General features: G+C 62.8%; 17 protein-coding genes and 1 tRNA gene. 7 read left to right on the forward strand and 11 right to left on the reverse strand.

Features of this window, described 5'->3' with window-relative positions; all coding sequences use genetic code 11:
• Positions 1-8 precede the first annotated feature (8 nt).
• From VITFI_RS12015 to murI, 5 genes are all read right to left on the reverse strand, one after another.
• Positions 9-632, reverse strand: coding sequence for a hypothetical protein (locus VITFI_RS12015; protein ID WP_198301455.1), 624 nt, complete (start codon positions 630-632; stop codon positions 9-11).
• Positions 625-1,932 carry a restriction endonuclease subunit S gene (locus VITFI_RS12020; protein ID WP_157725671.1) on the reverse strand — a complete coding sequence of 436 codons (1,308 nt, stop codon included), beginning with the start codon at positions 1,930-1,932 and terminating at the stop codon, positions 625-627. Before VITFI_RS12020 ends, VITFI_RS12015 begins: the two co-directional genes overlap by 8 nt.
• The gene (locus tag VITFI_RS12025) at positions 1,925-4,510 is read right to left on the reverse strand and encodes a type I restriction-modification system subunit M (protein ID WP_089417165.1); all 2,586 of its coding nucleotides are present in this window, start codon (positions 4,508-4,510) and stop codon (positions 1,925-1,927) included. The genes VITFI_RS12020 and VITFI_RS12025 overlap by 8 nt, the downstream gene beginning before the upstream one ends.
• Before the next feature lie 63 nt (positions 4,511-4,573).
• Positions 4,574-4,650: transfer RNA gene (locus VITFI_RS12030), tRNA-Pro, on the reverse strand.
• 32 nt (positions 4,651-4,682) lie between these two features.
• Positions 4,683-5,522 carry a glutamate racemase gene (gene murI / locus VITFI_RS12035; protein ID WP_089417166.1) on the reverse strand — a complete coding sequence of 280 codons (840 nt, stop codon included), beginning with the start codon at positions 5,520-5,522 and terminating at the stop codon, positions 4,683-4,685.
• Positions 5,523-5,627: 105 nt separating this feature from the next.
• Here murI and VITFI_RS12040 point away from each other — a divergent pair, with 105 nt between their 5' ends.
• Together VITFI_RS12040 and VITFI_RS12045 are read left to right on the forward strand one after the other, a co-directional pair.
• Positions 5,628-6,380, forward strand: coding sequence for an electron transfer flavoprotein subunit beta/FixA family protein (locus VITFI_RS12040; RefSeq protein WP_089417167.1), 753 nt, complete (start codon positions 5,628-5,630; stop codon positions 6,378-6,380).
• A 1-nt stretch (position 6,381) separates the two neighbouring features.
• Positions 6,382-7,308 (forward strand): electron transfer flavoprotein subunit alpha/FixB family protein, encoded by a 927-nt coding sequence (locus tag VITFI_RS12045; RefSeq protein ID WP_089417168.1) that lies wholly within the window; start codon positions 6,382-6,384, stop codon positions 7,306-7,308.
• 110 nt (positions 7,309-7,418) lie between these two features.
• On the opposite strand, the gene phaP is transcribed toward VITFI_RS12045, so the two are convergent.
• Positions 7,419-7,961 (reverse strand): TIGR01841 family phasin, encoded by a 543-nt coding sequence (phaP, locus tag VITFI_RS12050; protein ID WP_089417169.1) that lies wholly within the window; start codon positions 7,959-7,961, stop codon positions 7,419-7,421.
• A gap of 170 nt (positions 7,962-8,131) precedes the next feature.
• Here phaP and VITFI_RS12055 point away from each other — a divergent pair, with 170 nt between their 5' ends.
• From VITFI_RS12055 to VITFI_RS12065, 3 genes are all read left to right on the forward strand, one after another.
• Positions 8,132-9,067: a histone deacetylase family protein gene (locus VITFI_RS12055; RefSeq protein ID WP_089417170.1), complete on the forward strand. Its 936-nt coding sequence runs from the start codon at positions 8,132-8,134 to the stop codon at positions 9,065-9,067.
• Between the two features lie 62 nt (positions 9,068-9,129).
• Positions 9,130-10,557 carry a sodium:proton antiporter gene (locus VITFI_RS12060; protein ID WP_089417171.1) on the forward strand — a complete coding sequence of 476 codons (1,428 nt, stop codon included), beginning with the start codon at positions 9,130-9,132 and terminating at the stop codon, positions 10,555-10,557.
• A 27-nt stretch (positions 10,558-10,584) separates the two neighbouring features.
• A complete protein-coding gene (locus VITFI_RS12065) occupies positions 10,585-11,595 on the forward strand; it encodes a 2-hydroxyacid dehydrogenase (RefSeq protein WP_089417172.1) in 1,011 nt (336 codons plus the stop codon).
• On the opposite strand, the gene VITFI_RS12070 is transcribed toward VITFI_RS12065, so the two are convergent.
• From VITFI_RS12070 to VITFI_RS12090, 5 genes are all read right to left on the reverse strand, one after another.
• Positions 11,596-12,204, reverse strand: a complete 609-nt coding sequence (locus VITFI_RS12070; RefSeq protein ID WP_089417173.1) for a glutaredoxin family protein — start codon at positions 12,202-12,204, stop codon at positions 11,596-11,598.
• Between the two features lie 2 nt (positions 12,205-12,206).
• Positions 12,207-14,234: a M3 family metallopeptidase gene (locus tag VITFI_RS12075; RefSeq protein WP_089417174.1), complete on the reverse strand. Its 2,028-nt coding sequence runs from the start codon at positions 14,232-14,234 to the stop codon at positions 12,207-12,209.
• Positions 14,235-14,247: 13 nt separating this feature from the next.
• Positions 14,248-15,102: a bifunctional methylenetetrahydrofolate dehydrogenase/methenyltetrahydrofolate cyclohydrolase FolD gene (gene folD / locus VITFI_RS12080; protein WP_089417175.1), complete on the reverse strand. Its 855-nt coding sequence runs from the start codon at positions 15,100-15,102 to the stop codon at positions 14,248-14,250.
• Positions 15,103-15,187: 85 nt separating this feature from the next.
• The gene (locus VITFI_RS12085; protein ID WP_089417176.1) at positions 15,188-15,826 is read right to left on the reverse strand and encodes a response regulator transcription factor; all 639 of its coding nucleotides are present in this window, start codon (positions 15,824-15,826) and stop codon (positions 15,188-15,190) included.
• Entirely contained in the window at positions 15,823-18,396 is a 2,574-nt protein-coding gene (locus VITFI_RS12090) for a PAS domain-containing sensor histidine kinase (protein WP_089417177.1), read from the reverse strand. Before VITFI_RS12090 ends, VITFI_RS12085 begins: the two co-directional genes overlap by 4 nt.
• Before the next feature lie 157 nt (positions 18,397-18,553).
• Between VITFI_RS12090 and aceE the strand changes: the two genes are divergently transcribed.
• Positions 18,554-21,238 carry a pyruvate dehydrogenase (acetyl-transferring), homodimeric type gene (gene aceE, locus VITFI_RS12095; protein WP_408645615.1) on the forward strand — a complete coding sequence of 895 codons (2,685 nt, stop codon included), beginning with the start codon at positions 18,554-18,556 and terminating at the stop codon, positions 21,236-21,238.
• A 22-nt stretch (positions 21,239-21,260) separates the two neighbouring features.
• Positions 21,261-23,003, forward strand: coding sequence for a dihydrolipoyllysine-residue acetyltransferase (gene aceF / locus VITFI_RS12100; protein ID WP_089417179.1), 1,743 nt, complete (start codon positions 21,261-21,263; stop codon positions 23,001-23,003).
• Positions 23,004-23,006 lie beyond the last annotated feature (3 nt).

Consider the following 23,006-nt stretch of genomic DNA (forward strand, 5'->3'; position numbering starts at 1 on the left):
AAAAGGCGTTAAGGGGTGGCGGGAACGGCGCTCAGGCGCTCCAGGGCGTAGGCCAAGGCGCGATCGTCGAACAGGCGATTTTTGCGGGCGGCTGCTTGTGGGCCGCCGCGCCAGTGGCGCAAGCCTTCGCGCACGGCGGTCACGGTGGGGGCGACGTGTTCACGCGCCAGCAGCCAGTCTACGGTGGCCAGCAGTTCCATGCCGAAGGGGGACTCGAAGCCGTCGATGAGCGCCGCTGTGGCGTTGAGGGCTGGTTCGTAGGCGCGGGCTTGGGTCTTCAGGTAGGTCTGCACCTGGGTTTTGTGGGCATCATCGAACCAGATGACATCGAGCGGGTCGGCGTCGCTGATGCGCTTGTGGCAGTGCAGGTAACTGCCGTCCAGGCCGTCGAGCAGGTGGCGCAGGCGGTCGGCGTAGGGGCCGTATTTGTGCGGGGCAAAGCGCAGATCGAGCGAAGGCAGGCCGGCGCGCTCGATGGCGCGCTCCAACAGCCAGGCGAGTTTCTGAATCTCCAGCAGGCTGCACTCCATGCCCAGCACCCAATAGCGGCGCACCAGTTCGGCGATGAGGGCGCGGGCGGGGGTGAGTTGTTCCACGCCGTTGCGTTTGGCGACGTTTTGGTTTTTACCCATCGGTCGCCTCGTGTTCAGGCACCGGCACGGGCACTTTGCCGGTGAGCAGGTCTTGCATCAGGCCGGATTTTTGTTTTTTGAGCTTCTCGACCTGAGCGCTTTCCTGTCGAATTTTGGTTGAAATTCGCAAATAACGCGCATGTATCTGCGCCTGTTCACCGAGGCTAGGAACAGGCAACCTGAGATTTTTCAATGTGCTGGACTGGATTGCATCCATGATGCCTCCCTGCATAGCACGACGAAACCATGCTTGCGCCCATGCCGCATGATTAAGCTGCCAACAAACCAATTCTGGAATAACCTTTTCCGGATCGAACGTCATCGTCCAAAGGTGCTTTGACGAAAGGGCCAAATCCAAATCTTCGGGGATGACACAACACCGACCAACCGTTCCCATGATTGTGATAACCACGTCCCGAGGACGAACTTTGTATTTAGCCAACTCCGCAAACTTGTTTGCATCAACAAACCGTCGAAAGCTGGATTCAAAGTGTTCAGTATGGATGTTGTCAATCCCCAAAAATGGAATTCCATCATTCACTAATTCATGCTTGAGCAGCGCACTACCAAAAGGCCCGCTTCGAATGTTGTTGGCAACCGGGGCGAGTAGCTCGTTAAGCGCGGAAACATTCCAACCCTTTGGAATCCACCCGATCGCTGTTTCCTGATACAACTCCGGCGCCTCTTCCCGCCTAGGCCGCAATTGCCCATTGGGCAGCACGCCACGGGTGAACAGGTCGTGCATCAGCCCGGCTTTGATGTGCTGATACTTTTCGATCAGGGATTCGGTTTTTTCGATGGAGGCGTCAACTCCATTCAAAATTCGAACGATTCTATCTTGATGAGTTGTGCTTTTTGGGTAACAAATCGGGATACTTCGTACCGACTTTGCATTAAGGTTTGATTGAGTTGTTTGAGCCGTATACTTAAAAACACCAGGACGAATAAAATCAAGCTGATAATAAAGAAATTCCAAGCCAATGCAATCAGCCACTTTTAGCGCAATAATGGCTTGACTTGTTGCACAAGGGATTTTGTTAATTATTGGTTTGCCAATGGTTGCATACATTGAATACAAAATTTGCGGCTCTTTAATAAGCCAGGCCGCGCTACTATTAAGCCCCAACTCGGTAAGAAATTTCTGTGTCTTGTCAAGGTAACGCCCAGCAGCCGTGATGTCTTCGATCGTGACAAATGGAATTTCACCCCCATAAAAATTTGGGACAGAGGCCGTGGGTGTGCCACCTGCCCGCTGCGTAACGGTTACATCGCCGACCGTGGAGTGAATCCACTCACTCATACCCCAGCTCCCGCAAAAACCCATTCAGCTCCGCCATCGCCGCATCCCGTTCGGCTTCTATTTGGCGCGCCGTCACCGCGTACTTGCTCCACAGATTCTCAAGCGCCGCCACACACGCCCGCTGATCCGCCCGAACATACTGCCCATACGTCTCAAACAGACATTCCCCCAACCGCGCCACAATCACCCGCCGCGCCTCATCCGCCCCAATTTTCTGCCGCGCTTTCTCGACCAACTCCTCCTTGGCCGCCTCCGCACTGCGGATCTGCTTCTTCAGCAACTTGGCCTCATCCTCCAACCCCTTGTGCCGCGCCAATTGCGCCTCCATGCGCTTCACCTCGGCCTCATAACGCAGCATCGCCTCCCGGTCGCCCTCGCGCTTGGCCACCTTCGCCAGCCCCTTGGCCTCCTTCACAGACGCCTTCAGCGCCTTCACTTCCTCGGCCGGCAACACGCCAGAGTCTTCCGTATCCTCAAAATCTTCCTCACCCGCCGCCGCAAACAAGGCCCGCAACTCCGCCAAACGCGCATGCTGACGCTCCAACTCCGCCAACACCTGCGGAAACTGGCTGCGCAAAATCGCATCATCCGGAATCAACTCCGCGCCCCAACCACTCGCGGCAATCGACTTGAAATCCGCCACCAACTGCGTGTAGTAATTGGCAAACGCCCCACGCACCTGAAAACGGTTCAGCAAACCCTGCCCGCTCAACGTGCGCTCAATGCTGTCCAACAAAATCGAGCGCATTTGATACACGTTATGCCGCCGCCCCTGAAGATCCAACGGATCCGGCGCCAACGCCTCCACCAGCGGCACATGCTGCGCCCACCACCCCCGCAGCGCCGCCATGAACGCCGCTTGGCACTGCGCCACTCCAGCGTGGCCATTCACCAGCGTGGCAATGGCGCGTTTGTCCGCCCGCAACTCCGGCGCCAAATCCACATACCCGACATCCGACGCACGCGGCACAAAACAGCTCTCCCGCAGCCCCGCATAGTGGCGCCAAAAATGCCCCAGCGCCGCCACCTCCGCCACCGGCACCCCACCGTGCAAATGGGCACGCACATCGTGCGGTTCCGGCGGCGGGGCGTTGTCCACATAACGGCGGATGTTGCAGTTGTAATCTTCCGCCTGAATCTCGGCGATGGGCACCCGGCGCGCATAACCGGGAATATCGTGCCCAGCGCGGTAGGCGTGGACGATTTTGTCCACATCCTCCGCCCGCAAATGGTTTTGCGCCTTGCCTTCCCGATATTCTCGATCCGCATTGATGAACAACACATGCCGGCGCTGCGCCGCACCGTCCTTGTTCATCACCAAAATGCACGCCGGAATCCCCGTGCCATAAAACAGATTGGCCGGCAGCCCGATCACCGCCTCCAAGAAACCCTTGTCCACAAAAGACTTGCGCGCTTCGCGCTCCTCCCCGCCCCGGAACAACACCCCGTGCGGCATCACCGAGGCCATGCGGCCATTGCTCTTGAGCACCGCCAACATGTGCTGCACGAACATCAAATCAGCCTTCTTGCCCTTTTCCGGCATCCAGAATTGGAAACGCCCCGGAAAGGCAATCGCCTCCTTCTTCTTGCTGCCACTGCCGTCGTCCTTCGATTGGGTTTTTGAATAGTTTTGGCTGAACGGCGGGTTGGCCAGCACCCGGTCAAAACGACGCAGCTCGCCGTTTTCATCCAGATGGCGCGGGTTGGCCAGGGTATCAGCGTTGCGGATGTCCGCGTGGGCAATGCCATGCAACAGCATGTTCATCTTGCAGATAGACCAGGTGGTGCCCATCTTTTCCTGCCCGAACAACTCTAGCTCGGACGGGTTGCCGCCACACTCGCGCAAATAATCCCGCGCCTGAATCAACATGCCCCCTGAGCCGACCGTCGGGTCATACACCCGCATATTCTCTTTCGGATCGCAGATTTCCACACACACCCGCACCACTTCAGCCGGGGTGTAGAACTCGCCCGCCTTTTTGCCAGCAGAGTCCGCAAAATGTTTGATCAAAAACTCGTAGGCTGCACCCAGCAAATCGGGAAACTCGAAATCATCATCACGCAGCGGGATTTTGTCGAAGTTCTGGATGAAATCCGCCAGCGTGTCATCGTCCAGCGTGCTCTGCCCGATTTTGCGGTTGAAGTTGATGGTTTCCTTCAGCACGTCCTGCAAGGCATCCGGGTTGGCGTCTTCGAGCGCGGCCAGCGCCTTGTTCAGCGCCGTGCCCACGTTCTCCTTCACATGCTTGAGCGCTGGGCGCATCACCGGCGGCGTGACGGACAGATCCGCCCAACCCTCATTCCAGCGCGCCCGCTTGGGCACGAAGAAATATTTGCCGGTGTACTGGTCGCGGTCTTCCAGCAGCGTGAGCGTGTCCTCTTCGGACAGCGCCATGGCTTTCGCCTCTTTGCGAATCTCGACGCGCCGCTGGTCGAACAAGTCACTGGCCCGCTTCAGGAACAGCAAGCCGAAGATGTATTCCTTGTACTCACTGGCGTCCATGTTGCCGCGCAGGTCGTCGCAGGCGGTCAAGAGCAGCTTTTCCAGCCGGGCCAGGGTGAGTTTGGTCGTGCTCATGCGTCAACAGCTTGCAGAAATGAAAACGGGCCAGTTCCTTTTGAGAACTGACCCGTGAATCAATGGTCGGGGTGGCGGGATTCGAACTCGCGACCCCTTGCACCCCATGCAAGTGCGCTACCAGGCTGCGCTACACCCCGACGCGAGAAAGCTATTCTAGCCCGAAAAAACTTCAGTGTGCAAGCACTTCGCTGATTTTTTGTACCGACCACACATCCGCCCCCAGCAAGCTGTGGGTTTGTTGACGCAACGCCGCCGCGTCCGCCGTGGTGAACAGCATGCAACGCTGGGCATCGGTCGATGTGGGCCCCCCCTCAGCGGTCACCGGCAGCCCGAGCACGCTGCGGGTGCGACGGGCGACAGCTTCGGCGGTGTCCACAATCCGCACAGCAGGCCCCAAACGCGCTGCCACCCGATCCGCCACAAAAGGGTAATGGGTGCAGCCCAAGGCCACCGTGTCCACCTGTGCGGCGCGCAGTGGTTGGCAGAAGACATCAAGCAACGCTTCCACTTCGGCATTGGGTAAGCCAGCCTCAATCGCCGAAGCCAAGCCCGGGCAAGGCACCCGCGTCACCGCACAGTGCGCAGCGTGGCGTTGCACCAAGGCTTCGAAGCGCGCACTGGCCAAGGTGCCCGGCGTGGCCATCACCCCAACGCGCCCACTGCGGCTGGCCGCCGCAGCGGGTTTGATGCCCGGCTCGACGCCCACAAATGGCCTGTGCGGAAACGCCTGGCGCAACATGTCAATCGCCTGCGTGGTGGCGGTGTTGCAGGCCACTACCACGCAATCGACGCCTTGGTCGAACAGGTGCTGGGTCAAATGCACGCTGCGGGCGTGGATGTCTTGCGGCGCACGCTGGCCGTAGGGGGCATAAGCAGTGTCCGCCACATAACTGAAGCGCGCTTGCGGGCACGCTCGCAGCAACGCACGCAGGATGGACAAACCGCCCACCCCAGAATCAAAGATGCCGACATGGGGCACCCGGTCGGAAGAAAAACACACATCGGACATGGGGCGGGCAGTCTACCCCTGGGGGCACTTGGGCACGGAGGGCGCACCTAGAATCCGCCCGCTTGAGCCTGACCAGGCTCTGAACGTTCAACTGGAGCAAGTGACATGAAGGTTCTCGTACCCGTCAAGCGCGTGGTCGACTACAACGTCAAGGTGCGTGTGAAGTCCGACGGCTCGGGCGTGGACATCGCCAACGTCAAGATGAGCATGAACCCCTTCGACGAGATTGCCGTGGAAGAAGCGGTGCGTCTGAAGGAAAAGGGCGGGGTGACGGAAGTCATCGCCGTGTCCTGCGGGCCGACGCAGTGCCAAGAAACCCTGCGCACCGCCATGGCCATCGGGGCCGATCGCGGCATTTTGGTGGACTGCGGCGCCGACGAGGTGCAACCGCTGGCCGTCGCCAAAATCCTCAAGGCGTTGGTGGAAAAAGAAGGCCCGAGCCTGGTGATCCTGGGCAAACAAGCCATTGACGATGACAGCAACCAAACCGGCCAAATGCTGGCGGCGCTGCTGGATCGTCCGCAAGCCACGTTCGCTTCGAAGGTGGAACTGAGCGCCGACGCCGCCACCGTCACCCGCGAGGTGGACGGCGGCCTGGAAACCGTGCGCGTGAGCCTGCCGGCCATCATCACCACGGACTTGCGCCTGAACGAGCCGCGTTATGTGACGCTGCCCAACATCATGAAGGCCAAGAAAAAGCCGCTGGCCACCGTCAAGCCCGCCGATCTGGGCGTGGACGTGGCGCCACGCCTGAAGACCTTGAAGGTCGCTGAACCGCCGGTGCGCGGTGCAGGCGTGAAGGTGGCCGACGTGGCCGCGCTGGTGGAAAAACTCAAGAACGAAGCCAAGGTGATCTGAGATGGCCGTCCTCGTCATTGCTGAACACGACAACGCGCACCTCAAGGGCGCAACCCTCAACACCGTGACCGCCGCCGCCCAACTGGGTGAGGTGCATGTGCTGGTGGCCGGCTCGGGTGCTGCTGCGGTGGCGGCTGCGGCGGCGCAAGTCGCCGGGGTGGCCAAGGTGCTGCACGCTGACGGTGCGAGCCTGGCCGAAGGCCTGGCAGAAAACCTGGCCGCGCAAGTGCTGGCCGTCGCTGGCGGTTACAGCCACTTGCTGTTCCCCGCCACCGCCAGCGGCAAGAACACCGCCCCGCGTGTGGCCGCCAAGCTGGACGTGGCGCAACTGAGCGACATCACCAAAGTGGTGAGCGCCGACACGTTCGAACGCCCGATCTACGCCGGCAACGCCATCGCCACGGTGCAAAGCGCCGATGCGGTGAAGGTCATCACCGTGCGCACCACCGGGTTTGATGCTGCCGGCCAAGGTGGCGCTGCCGCTGTGGAAAGCATCGCCGCTGTGGGCGCCAGCGCGCAAAGCGCCTTCGTGGGCCGCGAAGTCACCAAGAGCGACCGCCCGGAGCTGACCGCCGCCAAGGTGATCGTCTCCGGTGGCCGCGCCATGGGTTCGAGCGACAAGTTCAACGAAGTGCTGACGCCGCTGGCCGACAAGCTGGGCGCCGCGCTGGGCGCCAGCCGTGCCGCCGTCGATGCGGGTTATGCACCGAACGACTGGCAAGTCGGGCAAACCGGCAAGATCGTCGCACCGAGTTTGTATGTCGCTTGCGGCATCTCGGGCGCGATCCAGCATTTGGCCGGCATGAAGGATTCGAAGGTGATCGTGGCGATCAACAAGGATCCGGAAGCACCGATTTTCAGCGTCGCCGACTACGGCCTGGAAGCCGATCTGTTCGCAGCGGTGCCGGAGCTGGTCAGCAAGCTCTGATCGAACGCGGGGCGTAGCGCCCAAAAAAAGACCCGGCCACGAGGGCCGGGTTCAAACGGTACCCAGAAACACCGGGTTTCTTCGGAGGTACCGAGGAGACAAGCGTCAAATTACTTGCGGGCCTTGGCAGCCGAAGCAGCCTTCACGGCGGTGCTGGCCATGGCTTGCAGGTTGCTTTCGGTCACTTCGGCGGCTTGCTTGGCAGCCTTGTGAACGCTTTCGTAAGCGTTGGTGGCGGCGGCCATGGCCGACTTCACCAGGGCCACAGCGTTTTCAGAGCCAGCCGGGGCGTTCTTCATGGCGCCGTCCACGGTGGCCGAGAACTTGGCTTGCACGTCAGCCATTTGGGCTTCCACGGCTTGAGCCAGTTCGGTGTTGGTGGCCGAAGCGATGTCATACAGTTGGCGGCTGTAAGCGGTGGCCTTTTCAGCCATCGGTTGCAGCAGGCCAGCTTGCAGGGTCAGCAGCTCTTGCGCATCCTTCACCGACAGGGCGGCGTTGGCGTTGTCGGCGGCTTCGCCCAGGGTGGCGCGGGCCACTTGCAGGTTCAGTTCAACCAGCTTTTCCACGCCCGAGAAGGCCTTGTTGGTCAGGTCGAACAGGGTTTCCAGGTTGGCTTTTTGGGCGGCGAGCAGTTGTTCAGCAGTCAGCATGGTGTTCTCCAGTACAGATGATTGGGGGACGCTGCGCAGCTCACTGAACTTCGTTTGTGCGCTGCAACATGGTTCCCAGTATCGGGGCAGTTTTCGCGGATTGCAAGTGTTTTTGTTGCACTGCAACAAAAATTTCACATCCGATCTTTGCGCGCCGTGGCGCTTCGCTCATGCAAGCTTTTACCTCTGATCAGTACGAGTTGCCCTTGCCCGCCGGGCATCGTTTCCCCATGGCGAAATATGCGCGTTTGCGCCAGCGCGTTGAGTCCGAGCTGCCCCAAGTTCGCTTACAACCCGCCCCAGCCGCGAGCGAAGGCGAGTTGGCGTTGGTTCACACGCCGGCATATGTGGACGCTGTGCTACACGGGCACCTCACCCCGGCGCAAGCGCGAGAGATTGGTTTTCCTTGGTCGCCGCAGATGGCGGAACGGTCGCGGCGCTCCACCGGGGCCACGATCGCCGCCGCTCGGGCGGCGCTGGCCGAAGGCGTGGGCGTTAACTTGGCCGGCGGCACCCACCACGCTTTTGCCGACCGGGGTTCCGGTTACTGTGTGTTCAACGATGTTGCGGTTGCCGCACGTTTGATGCAGGCGGAATGGGCGCGGCAGCAGCGCCCCGGCCTGCGGGTGCTGGTGATCGACCTGGATGTTCACCAAGGCAACGGCACGGCGGCGATTTTTGCGGGGGATGCGTCGGTGTTCACCCTGTCCTTGCACGGGGCGCGCAATTTTCCGTTTCGCAAGGAAACTTCGGATCTCGATGTGGAACTGCCCGATGGATGCACCGATGCGCCGTATCTGGCCGCGTTGGAAACTGCGCTCGCCACCGTCTGGGCCGGCTGGCCCGAGGGGCCGACGCTGGCGTTTTACCTCGCCGGTGCCGATCCTCACGAGGGCGACCGGCTGGGGCGTTTGCGCCTCACCGCCGAAGGACTGGCCGAACGGGATCGGCGCGTGTTCGCGGCACTGCGGGCGCGGCGCATCCCGGTGGCGGTGAGCATGGCAGGCGGGTATGGTCACGACATCGACACCACCGTGGCCCTGCAATGCCAAACCGTGGCCCTGGCTTGGCAGAGTTGGACGGCCTGGGCTGCGCAGGGGCTCTGACATTCAACTGACGTTCAGTCGTGAATTCCTAGAATGCCCGACCCAAAAAGGAGACAGAAACGATGCCGCACCGCCCCCTCCCCTCCCCCTGGCGCCGCTGGGCCAGCGGTTTTGCCCTGAGCGTGTTGCCCGCTTGGGCCCATGCGGCTGAGGTCTCCGGCGCCGAGCTGGGTGCATGGTGGGGTGTGCCGTTTGCGGGGATGCTGCTGTCCATCGCGTTGCTGCCGTTGTTGCGGCCCATTTTTTGGCACCACCACTTTGGCAAGGTGGCTGCCGGGTGGGCGCTGGCGTTCTTGCTGCCTTTTGCGGTGGTGTTCGGGCCGGGCGCGGCGTTCGGGGTGGTGGGGCACACGTTGGTGGCCGAATACATCCCATTCATCGTGCTGCTCACCGCCTTGTTCACCGCCGCTGGGGGGATTTATGTGCGCGGCAATCTGCATGGCAGTCCGCTGCTCAACACCGGCTTGCTGGGCATCGGGGCGGTGCTGGCCAGTTTGATGGGCACGACGGGCGCTTCCATGCTGCTCATCCGCCCGCTCATCCGAGCCAATGACAACCGGCGCCATGTCACCCACGTCGTGGTGTTTTTCATTTTCATCGTCAGCAATGCCGGGGGGTCTCTCACGCCGTTGGGCGATCCGCCGCTGTTTCTGGGCTTTTTGAAGGGCGTGGAATTCACGTGGACGCTGCGCCATCTCTTCCCGGAAACGCTGTTTCTGGTGGGCAGCTTGCTCGCGCTGTTTTTTGTGATCGACAGTTACTGGTATCGCCGCGAAGGGGTGCTGCCACAGGATCCGACGCCCGATGACCACCGCCTCGGCTTGGACGGTGCCATCAACTTCCTGCCCCTGTTGGGCGTGGTGGCGCTGGTGCTGCTGAGTGGCACTTGGAAGCCGGGCATCAGCGTGTCCGTGCTGGGTCACGCGGTGGGGTTGGAGCAATTGCTGCGGGATGTGGGCTTGCTGGCCATGACGGCACTGTCCCTCTGGATCACACCGCACAGCGTGCGCGAGGCCAACCAGTTTTCCTGGGCGCCGATGCAAGAAGTGGCCAAGCTGTTCATCGGCATTTTTCTCACCATGGTGCCGGTGCTGGCCATGCTCAAGGCGGGAGAGGCGGGGGCTTTTGGGGCGGTCACACGGGCCGTCACCGGGGCGGACGGCCAACCGCTGCCCTGGGCCTATTTTTGGATCAGCGGTTTGCTGAGTTCGTTCTTGGACAACGCACCCACCTACTTGGTGTTCTTCAATCTGGCCGGTGGCGATCCGCAAACCCTCATGGGCCCTTTGGCGGCGACGTTGGCGGCGATTTCGGCAGGATCGGTGTTCATGGGGGCCAACTCTTACATTGGCAACGCGCCCAACTTCATGGTGAAGGCGATTGCCGAGGAGCGTGGCGTGCGCATGCCCAGTTTCTTCGGTTACATGCTGTGGTCGGGGGCGATTTTGCTGCCGCTGTTCGGCGTGATGACGCTGATTTGGTTTGTGTGATGTGCCGTGCCTGACTGGAGTTCACCCATGACGATGCCCTCCCGGCCCCGCGTGTTGATTGCGCGGCGCATTTTTCCTGAGATCGTGGCCCGGCTGGCGGCGCACTTCGAGGTGCGCACCAGCGACGATGCTCCCGGCGGTCTGCAAGGTGATGCCCTGATCGCCGCTCTGCAAGGCTGCGATGCGGTGTTCGTCGGCGCCACCGAACGCATCGACGCGGCGGTGCTCGACGCCTGCCCCATCCTGCGCGCCGTGTGCAGCATGGCCGTGGGCACGAACAACATCGATCTGCCGGCGTGTACGGCACGCGGCATTGTGGTGAGCAACGCGCCAGATGTGCTGACTGAAACCACCGCCGATTTCGGCTTCGCGCTGATGATGGCGGCGGCACGGCGCATCACTGAGGCGGAACATTTCGTGCGGGCCGGGCGCTGGCAGCATTGGGCCTACGACTTGATGGCCGGGGCGGACATCCATGGCCGCACTTTGGGCATCCTGGGCATGGGGCGCATCGGCCAAGCCATCGCCCGGCGCGGGGTGCATGGGTTCGGCATGAAACTGGTTTATCACAACCGCCGCCGCTTGGCCGAAGAGGTAGAAGCCGGTTTGGGCGGGGCGCGTTGGCTGTCGCTGGAAGCGCTGCTGCGCGAGGCCGATCACCTCGTGTTGGTGCTGCCGTACACGCCGCAGGTGCATCACCTCATCGGTGCGACCGAGCTGGCATGGATGAAACCGACGGCCACGCTCACCAACATCGCCCGAGGGGGCATCGTGGACGATGGGGCATTGGCCGAGGCCCTGAGCCAGCGGCGCATCGCAGCGGCTGGGTTGGATGTGTTTGAGGGCGAACCGCAGCTCTGCCCAGCGTTGCTGGCGTTGAACAACGTGGTGCTGACGCCGCACATCGCCAGCGCCAGCTTGGCCACGCGCCGCGCCATGGCCGATTTGGCGTGTGACAACCTCATCGCCGCGTTCCGGGGCGACACACCGCCCACCGCGCTCAACCCCGAGGTGTTGGCCGGGATGCGGCGGGTCTGATCAGGGCTTGGATTTGGACGCCGGCCCCACCGGCAGCTCCGCCGACGCGGGCGCCGATGCGGCCAGGGCCACGGCGGGGGGTTGGCGGTAGTTGGCTGGCAAGCGGGAGGTTTTGGGGTAACCCGCTGCGTCCAAATTGCTGTTCCAGGTGATGGAGTTCAGTCCGCGCAGCAGTTGCTGGCCGATGGTCAACATGGGCAAGCTGCGGTCGCCGCCGGTCAGTTTGGCCAGTTGGCGGAAATCCGCATCGCTGGTGATGAGTTTTTCACTGAACGGAATGCCCCGGGTTTGCAGCAGCGTGCGTGCGGTGTCGCAGGGTTGGCAGCCGCGCTGGCTGTACAGCACCACGGGAAAGCGCGACACCGGCTCGCGCAGCTCGGAGGGCAAGTGCGCCACGGCGCCGGCGCGCTCGCTGTCTGTGCTGGCCATGCCGGAAATTTTTAGCGGCGTGGCTCGGGCAGCGTCGGCGGGGCGCAGGGTGTCGGTGTACGTCACCCGACCGTCCGGGCCGACGATTTTGTACTGCGCCCACCCCGCGCCGCTGGCCGCCAATGCGGCCACCACAGCGCCCACGCCCAGCACCGAACGGATGCAACGGTGGCGCACCATGATCAGGCCATCCCTTGGTGACGCAACAGCGCGTCGATGCGCGGCTCACGCCCACGGAAAGCCTGGAAGCTGGCCAACGCCGGGCGGCTGCCGCCCACTTCCAGCACCTCTTGGCGATAGCGCCGACCGGTGGCCACATCCAGCACCCCCGCTTCTTCAAACGCACTCCAGGCGTCAGCGGACAGCACTTCGGCCCACTTGTAGCTGTAGTACCCCGCCGCGTAACCGCCCGCAAAAATGTGGGTGAAGGTGTGCGGCGTGCGTGCAAACGCCGGCGGAGACATCACGGCCACTTCCTGGCGCACCTCGTCGCACACGGCCAGCACGCGGCCAGCGGCGTCGGCTTCGGTGTGCAGGCGCATGTCCAGCAGCGCGAATTCGACCTGGCGCAAGGTCTGCAAACCGCTTTGGAAGTTCTTGGCGGCCAACATCTTGTCGAACAGGGCGCGGGGCATGGGCTCGCCGCTGTCCACATGGGCGGTCATCTGCTGGAGCACGTCCCACTCCCAGCAGAAGTTTTCCATGAACTGGCTGGGCAGTTCGACCGCGTCCCACTCCACGCCGTTGATGCCGGACACGCCCAAATCGTCCACCCGCGTCAGCAGGTGGTGCAGGCCGTGGCCAAACTCGTGGAACAGGGTGATGACGTCGTCGTGGCGCAGCAGCGCGGGTTTGTCGCCCACCGGCGCGGCAAAGTTGCACACCAAGTAGGCCACCGGGGTTTGCAACTGCTGGGAATCGACGCGCAACCAGCGATCCCGGGCGTTGTCCATCCACGCGCCGGGGCGCTTGCCGGTGCGGGCGTAGGGGTCGAGGTAGAACTCGCCCACCGTTTGTCCGGCCCGCTCGATTCGGAAAAACTGCACGCTCGCATGCCACACCGGCGCCTCTGCCGGCACGATGGTCACTTCAAACAGCGTCTGGATGATGGTGAACAGCCCTTGCAACACCTTGGGCAGCGGCAAATAGGCTTTGACCTCTTGGTCGCTGAAGGCATACCGCGCTTGCTTGAGCTTTTCGCTCACAAAAGCGGTGTCCCAGGATTGCAGATCGGCCCAGCCCAGCTCTTGGGCGGCAAAGGCGCGCACATCGGCCAAATCGCGTTCGGCGCTGGAGCGGGCGCGTTGGGCCAGATCGCGCAGGAAGGCCAGCACTTCCGCCGGATCTCGCGCCATCTTGGCCGCCAGGGACACTTCCCCGTAGTTGCCAAACCCCAGCAGTTGCGCATCCTCGGCCCGCAGCGTCAGCAGCTCTTGCATGAGCGACGAGTTGTCGCGCTCCGCCGGGCCAAACTCGCTGGCACGGGTGACGTAAGCGCGGTACAGCGCTTCACGCAAGCTGCGGTCTTGGGCGTACTGCATCACCGGCAGGTAGGTCGGAAAATGCAGGGTGAGTTTGCATTGGCCTTCGTGGCCGTCCTGGGCCGCAGCGGCTTGCATGCCCTGCACGACATCCGCCGGCACCCCCGCCAGGCGCTCGGGCGCGACGTAGAGCGCAAACGCATCCGTCGCATCCATGACGTGGTTGGAGAACGCGTGCGACAGCTCGGCCAACCGGTCTTGGATCTGGGCGTAACGGGTTTTGGCCTCGCCCTGCAAGTCGGCGCCACCGAGGCGGAAATCGCGCAGCCACAGCGCCAGGGCTTGGCGGCGGGCGGGCGTCAAGTCGGCGGACGAAGGCGCGTCGGCCACGGCCTGGTACTTGGCATAGAGGCGCTCATCGGCCCCCAGGCGGGTGTAAAACTCCGTGATGCGCGGCAAGTTCTCGCTGTGGACGGCACGCAGCTCCGGCGTGTCGGCCACATGGGCGAGATGGTTCACCACCCCCCAGGCGCGTTGCAGGCGCTCGGTCGGCACCGACAGCACGAGCGCCAGCGCGTCATAGTCGGCTGCCACATCCGGGCCGACGGCGCGTTCCAGCGCCGCGTTGGCCGCGTCCAGCAGCTCGCTCAAAGCGGGGGTGACGTGTTCAGGGCGAATGGCGTCGAAGGGAATCGCGCCGTCAAACTGGAGCAGGGGGTTGGTGTTCATGCCGCCAATGGTGTCAGAGGGTGGTGCGCTGTGCCGCTTCGAGGGTATTGACCAGCAGCATGGCGCGGGTCATCGGGCCGACGCCGCCGGGCACCGGGGTGATGTAACCGGCCACGGCTTTCACGCCGTCGAAGTCCACATCGCCGCAGAGTTTGCCTTCATCGTTGCGGTTCATGCCCACGTCAATCACCACGGCGCCGGACTTGACCATGTCGGCGGTCAGCACGTTGCGCTTGCCGACGGCGGCCACGACGATGTCCGCTTGGCGGGTGTGGTACGCCAAATCAGCGGTGCCGCTGTGGCACACAGTGACGGTGGCGTTGGCGTGCAGCAGCATCATGGCCATGGGCTTGCCGACGATGTTGGAGCGCCCAATCACCACCGCATGCTTGCCGCGCAGGTTCTTCATGCCGATGGATTCGAGCATCTTCATGCAGCCGTAGGGCGTACACGCCTTGAAGCCGACTTCGCCCACCATCAAAGCGCCGGCGCTGGCGATGTGGAAGCCGTCCACGTCCTTGGCGGGTGAGATGGCTTCGATGACTTTGTGGTCGTCAATGTGCTTGGGCAGCGGCAGTTGCACCAAGATGCCTTGGATGCTCGGATCGTTGTTCAGCGCATCGATGCGGGCCAGCAACTCGGCCTCGGTCATCGTCGCGGGGTGGCGTTCCAGCACCGAGCGCATGCCGACGCTTTCGCAATCGGTCACCTTGTGTTTGACGTACACCTGGGAGGCGGGGTTGTCCCCCACCAGCAGCACGGCCAGGCCGGGTTGGCGGCCAGCGGCGGTCAGGGTGGCGACTTGGGCGGCGACTTCGGCACGCACTTGTTTGGCCAGGGCGTTGCCATCAATGAGTTGAGCGGTCATGAGAAAAACGGCGATGAAGTGTGGAACGACAAAAACGACAAAAGGCCGCTGGTGCGACGCAGCGGCCTTCAGGAAAGCGGCCCGGTCAGGCCTTGGCGGGTGCCGAAGCGTGGCTGGCGCCCAGCGCGATTTTGAGCAGATCGGCCACCGTGTTGGCGTTGAGCTTTTCCATGATGTTGGCGCGGTGCGCCTCCACGGTTTTGATGCTGATGCCCAAATCGTCGGCGATTTGTTTGTTCAGCCGCCCAGCAACGATGCGTTCGAGCACCTGGGCTTCCCGCGTGGTCAGGCGGGACAGCAGCGCGTCGCGGCTGGCTTGCTCTTGGTGCTGGCTGAACGCTGTGCGCGCCTGCTCCAACATGCGCTCGACCAAACCCACCAGTTCCTCTTCCTTGAAAGGCTTCTCGATGAAGTCCATCGCGCCTTTTTTCATCGTGTTCACGGCCATGGGCACGTCACCGTGGCCGGTGATGAAAACGATGGGCAGGGGGCTCTTGCGGTCGAGCAGCTTGTCTTGCAGATCCAGGCCGCTCATGCCGTCCATGCGGATGTCGGTGATCAAGCAGGCCACTTCACGCGGATCAAAACGCGACAGGAAGGACTCGGCGGAATCGAAACACTTGACCCGGTAATCCTTGCCTTCGAGCAGCCATTGCAGGGAGTCACGAACCGCTTCGTCGTCATCCACGACGTAGACGGTACCTTTCTTGGGAATCAGGCTCATTGAGATGCGGCGTTGGAGTTGGGGGCGGGCGCCTGGTCGGGTACTTCGGGCACCGCTGCCACCTCGGGCCGCCGGCTTCGATCCACCGGAACGGTGAAGCTGAACTTGCAGCCGGTGACAGCCGATCCATTGTAGAGGTTGGCCGCCCGCATCCGTCCTTGGTGTGACTCAATGATCGAGCGACACAGCGACAGCCCAATCCCCATGCCATTGGCCTTGGTGGAGTAGAACGCCTCGTAGATGCGGCCCAGCGTTTCTTCGCTCATGCCGGGGCCGGTGTCGGTGACGCTGAACTCGATCACGTCGCCGTCTTCGGAGTCGGGGCGGGGCACGACTTGCAGCTCAATGTGGCGGCGCTCGCTGCCCAGGCCGGCGTTGTCGATGGCTTCTGCGGCGTTCTTCAGCAGGTTCATCAACACCTGTTCGATCAGGATCGGATCACACAGCAGCCACGGCATGCGCTGGGCCACGTACACGTGCAAGGCCACTTTGCGCCGTTTGAGCTCAATGCTCGCCAATTCGACCGCATCGTCCACGATCTGGCTGGCTTGGGCCGGTTGGCGCTGCGGCGCACTGCGCTTGACGAAACTGCGAATGCGGTGAATCACCTGCCCCGCCCGCTCGGCTTGGCGCGCGGTTTTTTGCAGCGCGGCGATCAAACCTTCCTCGTCGATGGCCTTGTTTTTCAGGCGGCTGACCATGCCGTTGCAGTAGTTGTTGATGGCGGTGAGCGGCTGGTTCAACTCGTGCGCCACCGAGCTGGCCATCTCGCCCATGGTGATGAGTCGGCTGGTGACCTGCGCCCGCTCGGCTTGCTGCCGCGCTTGCTCTTCGACACGCCGGCGCGCCGTGATGTCCGTGGCGATCAGCATGTGGGCCAAGCGGCCATCCGTCCATTGCAGGTAGCGTGCGCGCACGTCGAACCACATTTGCAGGGATTCGACGAACACCTCCCGGGTTTGCGGCCCGGCTTCGGTCAGCTCGGAGGCGGGCAGACCGGAGAGGGCGTCGGTGGTGTCATCCTCGGTATCGGGGGCGGGTGGCGGTGGGGCGGTGTTGGCCAGCACGCCGTGGCCTCCGGCGTCCGAGCCGAACCACAGCCGGTAAGAACGGTTGGCAAACAGCAACTCCCCGCGCTGCACCGACAGCACCGACACCGCCGCCTCCAACCCCTCCAGCACCGTGGTGAAACGCTCGTGCGCGGCGCTGAGTTGATCGCGGATGCGCTTGGCCTCGGTGATGTTGGTCATCGAGGTCATCCAGCCGGTTTGGTGGCCTTTCGGGTCGATCAGCGGTGACACGTACATGCGCGAATCGAAAATCGAACCATCCTTGCGCATCACCTTGACTTCGATGCCGCCGACGGGCGTGCGCCCCTGCAACTCCTGCTGAAACAAACGGGCGTTTTCTTCGATGCGATCCGGTGGCCAGTAGGGAAACGGCGGGCGGCCATTGATCAACTCGGTTTCGGTGTACCCGGTCATGGCGCAAAACGCCGGGTTGACGTAGGTGACACGCCCATCCAAATCCATGGCACGCATGCCGGTGAGCATGGAGTTTTCCATCGCCCGGCGGAAGTTGATTTCTTGCGCCAGGGCGTCCTGAATCTGTGCGCGGCGGCGCATGTGGCGCCAGGTGCCCAGCAGCATCCAGACGGTCAACACACTCAGCGCCACCACCATCCAAAACAAGGTGTTGCCGATCAGGCTGATGGAGGTTTTATAGCCTTGGCCACGCAGCGTCAGGCCATTGGCCATGGGGGCCAGCGGCACGTCGTGGTGCAGCACTGGCGCCGCCAGGGGTTGCCCCGGCATGGCGGTGATCGTGCTGGCCACCGACTGGCCTTCCGCACCCAAGATGGTGACCGCATGGCGCCGCGTCACCTCGCTGGGCACGTAGTGGCGCAACAGGGCTTCGACCGAATATTCCGCCAGCAACACGCCCAGAAAACCATTGCGGTCGATCAGCGGCACTTGGATCTGAAACACCGTCACCTTGTCTCCGGCCACAAACGCGTGCGAGTACGTCGGTTGGCGCGTGCGCCGGGCGCTGCGGAATGCATCTTCCGGGCCGTTCGGGGGTTCTTCATCGATCGGCAGTGAGGTGGGCGGCACGTTGGCTTGGCCAGCCACGTCGGGGGCGTAGTCATCCAGCACATCCAGCGCGGCGCGCACGCGACGCTGGTTGTTCAGCCACACCAAACGCCGCACCTCCGGGCGTTCGCGCTGGAACGCCGTGGCTTGGGGCAGGAAGTTGGTGCCGTCGATGTCCCGCGTGGCCAACTCACGCGCCATGCGCACGAGCTGCTCTTGGTTCTCGATCAGGTGCAGGCGAATTTGCTGCTGCGCCACTTCGGTATCCCGGCGCAGCGCGTCGGAGACGCGCTCGATCTCCTCGTTGCGCAAGTACCAAAACGACGCGGTGATCGCCGCCAAAAACATCAGCACCGACACCAGCGGGCCGATGGTGGCGAAGCGATCCTGCCGCGCCGGTGACTGTTGGCGCCACCAGCGGCGCAGCAGCCGCGCCAAGCGCGACGACAAGGAGGTGGAAGCATTCAGGGGAGCCATCCATGTGGATTATCGATGACAAAAATTTCACAATAAGAAAAGTACATTCGCCATTTGGAAATTAACGAAGCTTGTGCGACACTGCGCGCCGTCGTTTTCACCGAGTGATGGCTCAACCTGAGGAGACAAGCCCATGTCCGCCACGCCCCAATCTCTGCTGCGCCCCGAAGCGTTGGACGCTGATGCGCAGGAAACCCGTGAATGGCTCGACGCGCTGAGCGCCGTCATCGAAGCCGAAGGCCCGGATCGGGCGCATTTCCTGCTGGAGAAGTTGCTGTCAGACGCCCGTCAGCACGGCGTGGACATGCCGTTCTCGGCCAACACCGCTTACGTCAACACGATTCCGCCGGAACAGGAAGAACGCTGCCCCGGCAACATCGAAATCGAAGAGCGCCTGCGCGCTTACATGCGCTGGAACGCCATGGCGATGGTGGTCAAAGCCAACCGCCACAACCCGGAAGACGGCGGCGATCTGGGCGGCCACATCGGTTCGTTCGCTTCGCTGGCCCACATGTTTGGCGCCGGCTTCAACCATTTCTGGCACGCCGAAGGTGAGAACCACGGCGGCGACTGCATTTACTTCCAAGGCCACGTCGCGCCCGGCGTGTACGCCCGCGCCTTCCTAGAAGGCCGTCTGACCGAAGAGCAACTGCTGAACTTCCGCCAGGAAGTGGACGGCAAGGGCCTGTCCAGCTACCCACACCCCAAGCTGATGCCGGGGTTCTGGCAGTTCCCCACCGTCTCGATGGGCCTGGGCCCTTTGATGGCGATTTACCAAGCGCGCTTCCTGAAGTACCTGCACGCCCGGGGCATCGCCAACACCGAAAACCGCAAGGTGTGGGTGTTCTGCGGCGACGGTGAAATGGACGAACCGGAAAGCCTGGGCGCCATCGGCCTGGCTGCACGCGAGAACCTGGACAACCTGATCTTCGTCATCAACTGCAACCTGCAACGCCTGGACGGCCCGGTGCGCGGCAACGGCAAGATCGTGCAAGAGCTGGAAAGCGAGTTCCGGGGCTCGGGCTGGAACGTCATCAAGTGCTTGTGGGGTTCCAACTGGGATCCGCTGCTGGCCCGCGACAAGGACGGCGCCCTGCGCAAGCTGATGATGGACGTGCTGGACGGCGACTACCAATCGTTCAAGGCGAACGACGGCGCTTATGTGCGCAAGCACTTCTTTGGCCGCAACCCCAAGACGTTGGAGATGGTGGCCAAGATGTCCGACGACGACATCTGGGCGCTGCGCCGAGGCGGCCACGATCCGCAAAAGGTGTTTGCCGCTTTCGACCGCGCCGTGAAGCACAAGGGCCAGCCGACCGTGCTGCTGGTGAAGACCGTGAAGGGCTTCGGCATGGGCAAGGTGGGTGAAGGCAAGAACACCGTTCACCAAACCAAGAAGCTGACGGACGAGGACATCAAAGCCTTCCGCGACCGCTTCAACATCCCCGTGTCGGACGCCGATCTGCCCAAGATCCCGTTCTACAAACCCGCCGACGACACGCCGGAAATGCAGTACCTGCACGAGCGCCGCAAGGCCCTGGGCGGCTACCTGCCCAAGCGCCGCGTGAAGGCCGACGAGAGCTTCACCGTACCGGCGCTGGAAAACTTCAAGGCCGTGCTGGAGCCGACCGCCGAAGGGCGCGAGATTTCCACCACCCAAGCCTATGTGCGCTTCCTCACGCAACTGCTGCGCGATCAAGCCCTGGGCCCGCGTGTGGTGCCGATTCTGGTGGACGAAGCCCGCACGTTCGGCATGGAAGGTTTGTTCCGCCAAGTGGGCATCTACAACCCGCTGGGCCAGCAATACACCCCGGTCGATAAAGACCAGGTGATGTATTACCGCGAGGACAAGGCCGGCCAAATCCTGCAAGAAGGCATCAACGAAGCCGGCGGCATGTCGAGCTGGATCGCGGCGGCCACGAGCTACGCCACCAGCAACCGCATCATGGTGCCGTTCTACGTCTACTACTCGATGTTCGGTTTCCAGCGCATCGGCGACTTGGCTTGGGCGGCGGGGGACATGCAAGCACGCGGCTTCCTGCTGGGCGGCACCTCGGGCCGCACCACGCTGAACGGCGAAGGTTTGCAGCACGAGGACGGCCACAGCCACATCCTGGCCGGCACGATCCCGAACTGCATCAGCTACGACCCGACGTTTGCGCACGAAGTCGGCGTGATCCTGCACCACGGCCTGAAGCGCATGGTGGAAAAGCAAGACAACGTCTTCTTCTACCTGACCCTGCTGAACGAAAACTACCCGATGCCGGGCCTGAAGGCGGGCACCGAAGAGCAAATCATCCAGGGCATGTACCTGCTCGAATCGGCCACGCCGGAGATGCCGCTCAAGGTCAACCTGCTGGGTTCGGGCACCATCCTGCGCGAAAGCATGGAAGCCAAAAAGCTGCTGGCGCTGGATTGGGGCGTGGGCGCCAACGTCTGGAGCTGCCCGAGCTTCAACCAACTGGCCCGCGACGGCCAAGACTGCGAACGCTACAACCTGCTGCACCCGACCGACGAGGCCCGCGTGCCGTTCGTGGCCGAGCAGTTGGGCACCACCGTCGGCCCGGTGATTGCGTCCACCGACTACATGAAGAACTACGCCGAGCAAATCCGCGCCTTCATCCCGAAGGGCCGCAGCTACAAGGTGCTGGGCACGGACGGGTTCGGTCGTTCGGACTTCCGCAGCAAGCTGCGCGAGCACTTCGAAATCAACCGCCATTACATCGTCGTGGCGGCGCTGAAGTCGCTGGCCGAGGATGGCGTGCTGCCGATGGCCAAGGTGGCCGAAGCCATCGCCAAGTACGGTTTGAAGACCGACAAGATCAACCCGCTGTACGCCTAATCACCCGTTTCGGAGACAAAACATGGCACTGGTTGAAGTGAAAGTCCCCGACATCGGCGACTTCAAGGAAGTGGGCGTGATCGAACTGCTGGTCAAGCCCGGTGACACGGTCAAGGCCGAGCAAAGCCTCATCACGGTGGAAAGCGACAAGGCGTCGATGGAAATTCCGTCGAGCCACGCGGGCGTGGTCAAGGAACTCAAGGTCGCGCTGGGCGACAAGGTGAGCGAAGGCTCGGTGGTGTTGATGCTGGAAGTGGCGGGGGTTTCACCCTCTCCCCAGCCCTCTCCCCAGCCCTCTCCCATCAAGGGAGAGGGAGTCACTCCGGTGGCTGCGCCTGCCGCTGTGGCTGCCGCGCCCGCCGCTGCGGCTGTTCCTCCCTCTCCCATCGTGGGAGAGGGCCGGGGTGAGGGAGCGCCCGTCGAAGTGTTCGTGCCCGACATCGGTGATTTCAAGGACGTGGCCGTCATTGAAATCCTGGTGAAGGTGGGCGACACGGTCAAGGCCGAGCAAAGCCTCATCACCGTGGAGTCTGACAAGGCGTCGATGGAAATCCCATCCGCTGCGGCGGGCGTGGTGAAGGAGCTGAAGGTCACGCTGGGCGACAAGGTGAGCCAAGGTTCGTTGGTGTTGGTGCTGGAAGGCGCTGCTCCCACGGCCTCCCTCCCCCTGGCAGGGGGAGGGTCAGGGAGTGGGTCGAGCCCAGTGGCAGCCCCTTCCGCCGCAAGCTCAACCCTTCCCCAGCCCTCCCCTGCCAGGGGAGGGAGTGAGGTTCTGCCGGTGCATAACCCGGTGGTGCCTCCGACCGCCTCCCTGCCGCACGCTTCGCCCAGCATCCGCAAGCTGGCGCGTGAACTGGGCGTGCCGCTGGCCGAAGTCAAGGGTTCCGGCTTGAAGGGCCGCATCACCCAGGCCGACGTGCAAGGTTTCGTCAAGGGCGTGATGGCCGGCGACGTGCAAACCGTGGCGCAAAAAGCCAAGGCCCCTGCCCCGGTCGCCGCTGCTGCCGCAGCCGTGCCGGTGGGCGGTGGCATCCCCGGTTTGCTGCCATGGCCGAAGGTGGATTTCGCCAAGTTCGGCGAAGTCGAAACCAAGCCGCTGTCGCGCATCAAGAAGATTTCGGGCCAGAACCTGTCGCGCAACTGGGCCATGATCCCGGCGGTCACCTACCACGAGGACGCCGACATCACCGACCTGGAAGCCTTCCGCGTGCTGGTGAACAAGGAGAATGAGAAGTCCGGCGCCAAGGTGACGATGCTGGCTTTCCTCATCAAAGCGTGCGTCAAGGCGCTGCAAAAGTTCCCCGAGTTCAACACCTCGCTGGACGGCGACAACCTCGTTTACAAGAAGTACTTCCACATCGGCTTTGCGGCTGACACCCCGAACGGCCTGGTGGTGCCCGTGGTGAAGGATGCGGACAAGAAGAGCGTGAGCCAAATCGCCATCGAAACCGGCGAGCTGGCCAAGAAGGCCCGCGACGGCAAGCTCGGCCCCGCCGAAATGAGCGGCGCATGTTTCACCATTTCGTCTCTGGGCGGGATCGGTGGCACCTACTTCGCGCCCATCATCAATGCGCCGGAAGTGGCCATCCTGGGTGTGAACAAGAGCGCCATGAAACCGGTGTGGGACGGCAAAACCTTCGTGCCGCGCCTGACGCTGCCGATGTCGCTCACCGCCGACCACCGCGTGATCGACGGCGCCTTGGCCACCCGCTTCAACGTCTATCTGGCGCAACTGCTGGCGGACTTCCGTCGCATCTCGCTGTAACCG

Source organism: Vitreoscilla filiformis (assembly GCF_002222655.1).
Classification (GTDB): domain Bacteria; phylum Pseudomonadota; class Gammaproteobacteria; order Burkholderiales; family Burkholderiaceae_C; genus Ideonella; species Ideonella filiformis.

Coding starts and splice junctions, on each gene's coding strand:
- VITFI_RS12090 (WP_089417177.1), bottom strand. CDS start 18,396: ATGGCTCCCCTGAATGCTTCCACCTCCTTGTCGTCGCGCTTGGCGCGG.
- VITFI_RS12075 (WP_089417174.1), bottom strand. CDS start 14,234: ATGAACACCAACCCCCTGCTCCAGTTTGACGGCGCGATTCCCTTCGAC.
- phaP (WP_089417169.1), bottom strand. CDS start 7,961: ATGCTGACTGCTGAACAACTGCTCGCCGCCCAAAAAGCCAACCTGGAA.
- VITFI_RS12015 (WP_198301455.1), bottom strand. CDS start 632: ATGGGTAAAAACCAAAACGTCGCCAAACGCAACGGCGTGGAACAACTC.
- VITFI_RS12040 (WP_089417167.1), top strand. CDS start 5,628: ATGAAGGTTCTCGTACCCGTCAAGCGCGTGGTCGACTACAACGTCAAG.
- VITFI_RS12065 (WP_089417172.1), top strand. CDS start 10,585: ATGACGATGCCCTCCCGGCCCCGCGTGTTGATTGCGCGGCGCATTTTT.
- VITFI_RS12060 (WP_089417171.1), top strand. CDS start 9,130: ATGCCGCACCGCCCCCTCCCCTCCCCCTGGCGCCGCTGGGCCAGCGGT.
- aceF (WP_089417179.1), top strand. CDS start 21,261: ATGGCACTGGTTGAAGTGAAAGTCCCCGACATCGGCGACTTCAAGGAA.
- murI (WP_089417166.1), bottom strand. CDS start 5,522: ATGTCCGATGTGTGTTTTTCTTCCGACCGGGTGCCCCATGTCGGCATC.
- VITFI_RS12025 (WP_089417165.1), bottom strand. CDS start 4,510: ATGAGCACGACCAAACTCACCCTGGCCCGGCTGGAAAAGCTGCTCTTG.
- VITFI_RS12020 (WP_157725671.1), bottom strand. CDS start 1,932: ATGAGTGAGTGGATTCACTCCACGGTCGGCGATGTAACCGTTACGCAG.
- VITFI_RS12070 (WP_089417173.1), bottom strand. CDS start 12,204: ATGGTGCGCCACCGTTGCATCCGTTCGGTGCTGGGCGTGGGCGCTGTG.
- VITFI_RS12085 (WP_089417176.1), bottom strand. CDS start 15,826: ATGAGCCTGATTCCCAAGAAAGGTACCGTCTACGTCGTGGATGACGAC.
- folD (WP_089417175.1), bottom strand. CDS start 15,102: ATGACCGCTCAACTCATTGATGGCAACGCCCTGGCCAAACAAGTGCGT.
- VITFI_RS12055 (WP_089417170.1), top strand. CDS start 8,132: ATGCAAGCTTTTACCTCTGATCAGTACGAGTTGCCCTTGCCCGCCGGG.
- VITFI_RS12045 (WP_089417168.1), top strand. CDS start 6,382: ATGGCCGTCCTCGTCATTGCTGAACACGACAACGCGCACCTCAAGGGC.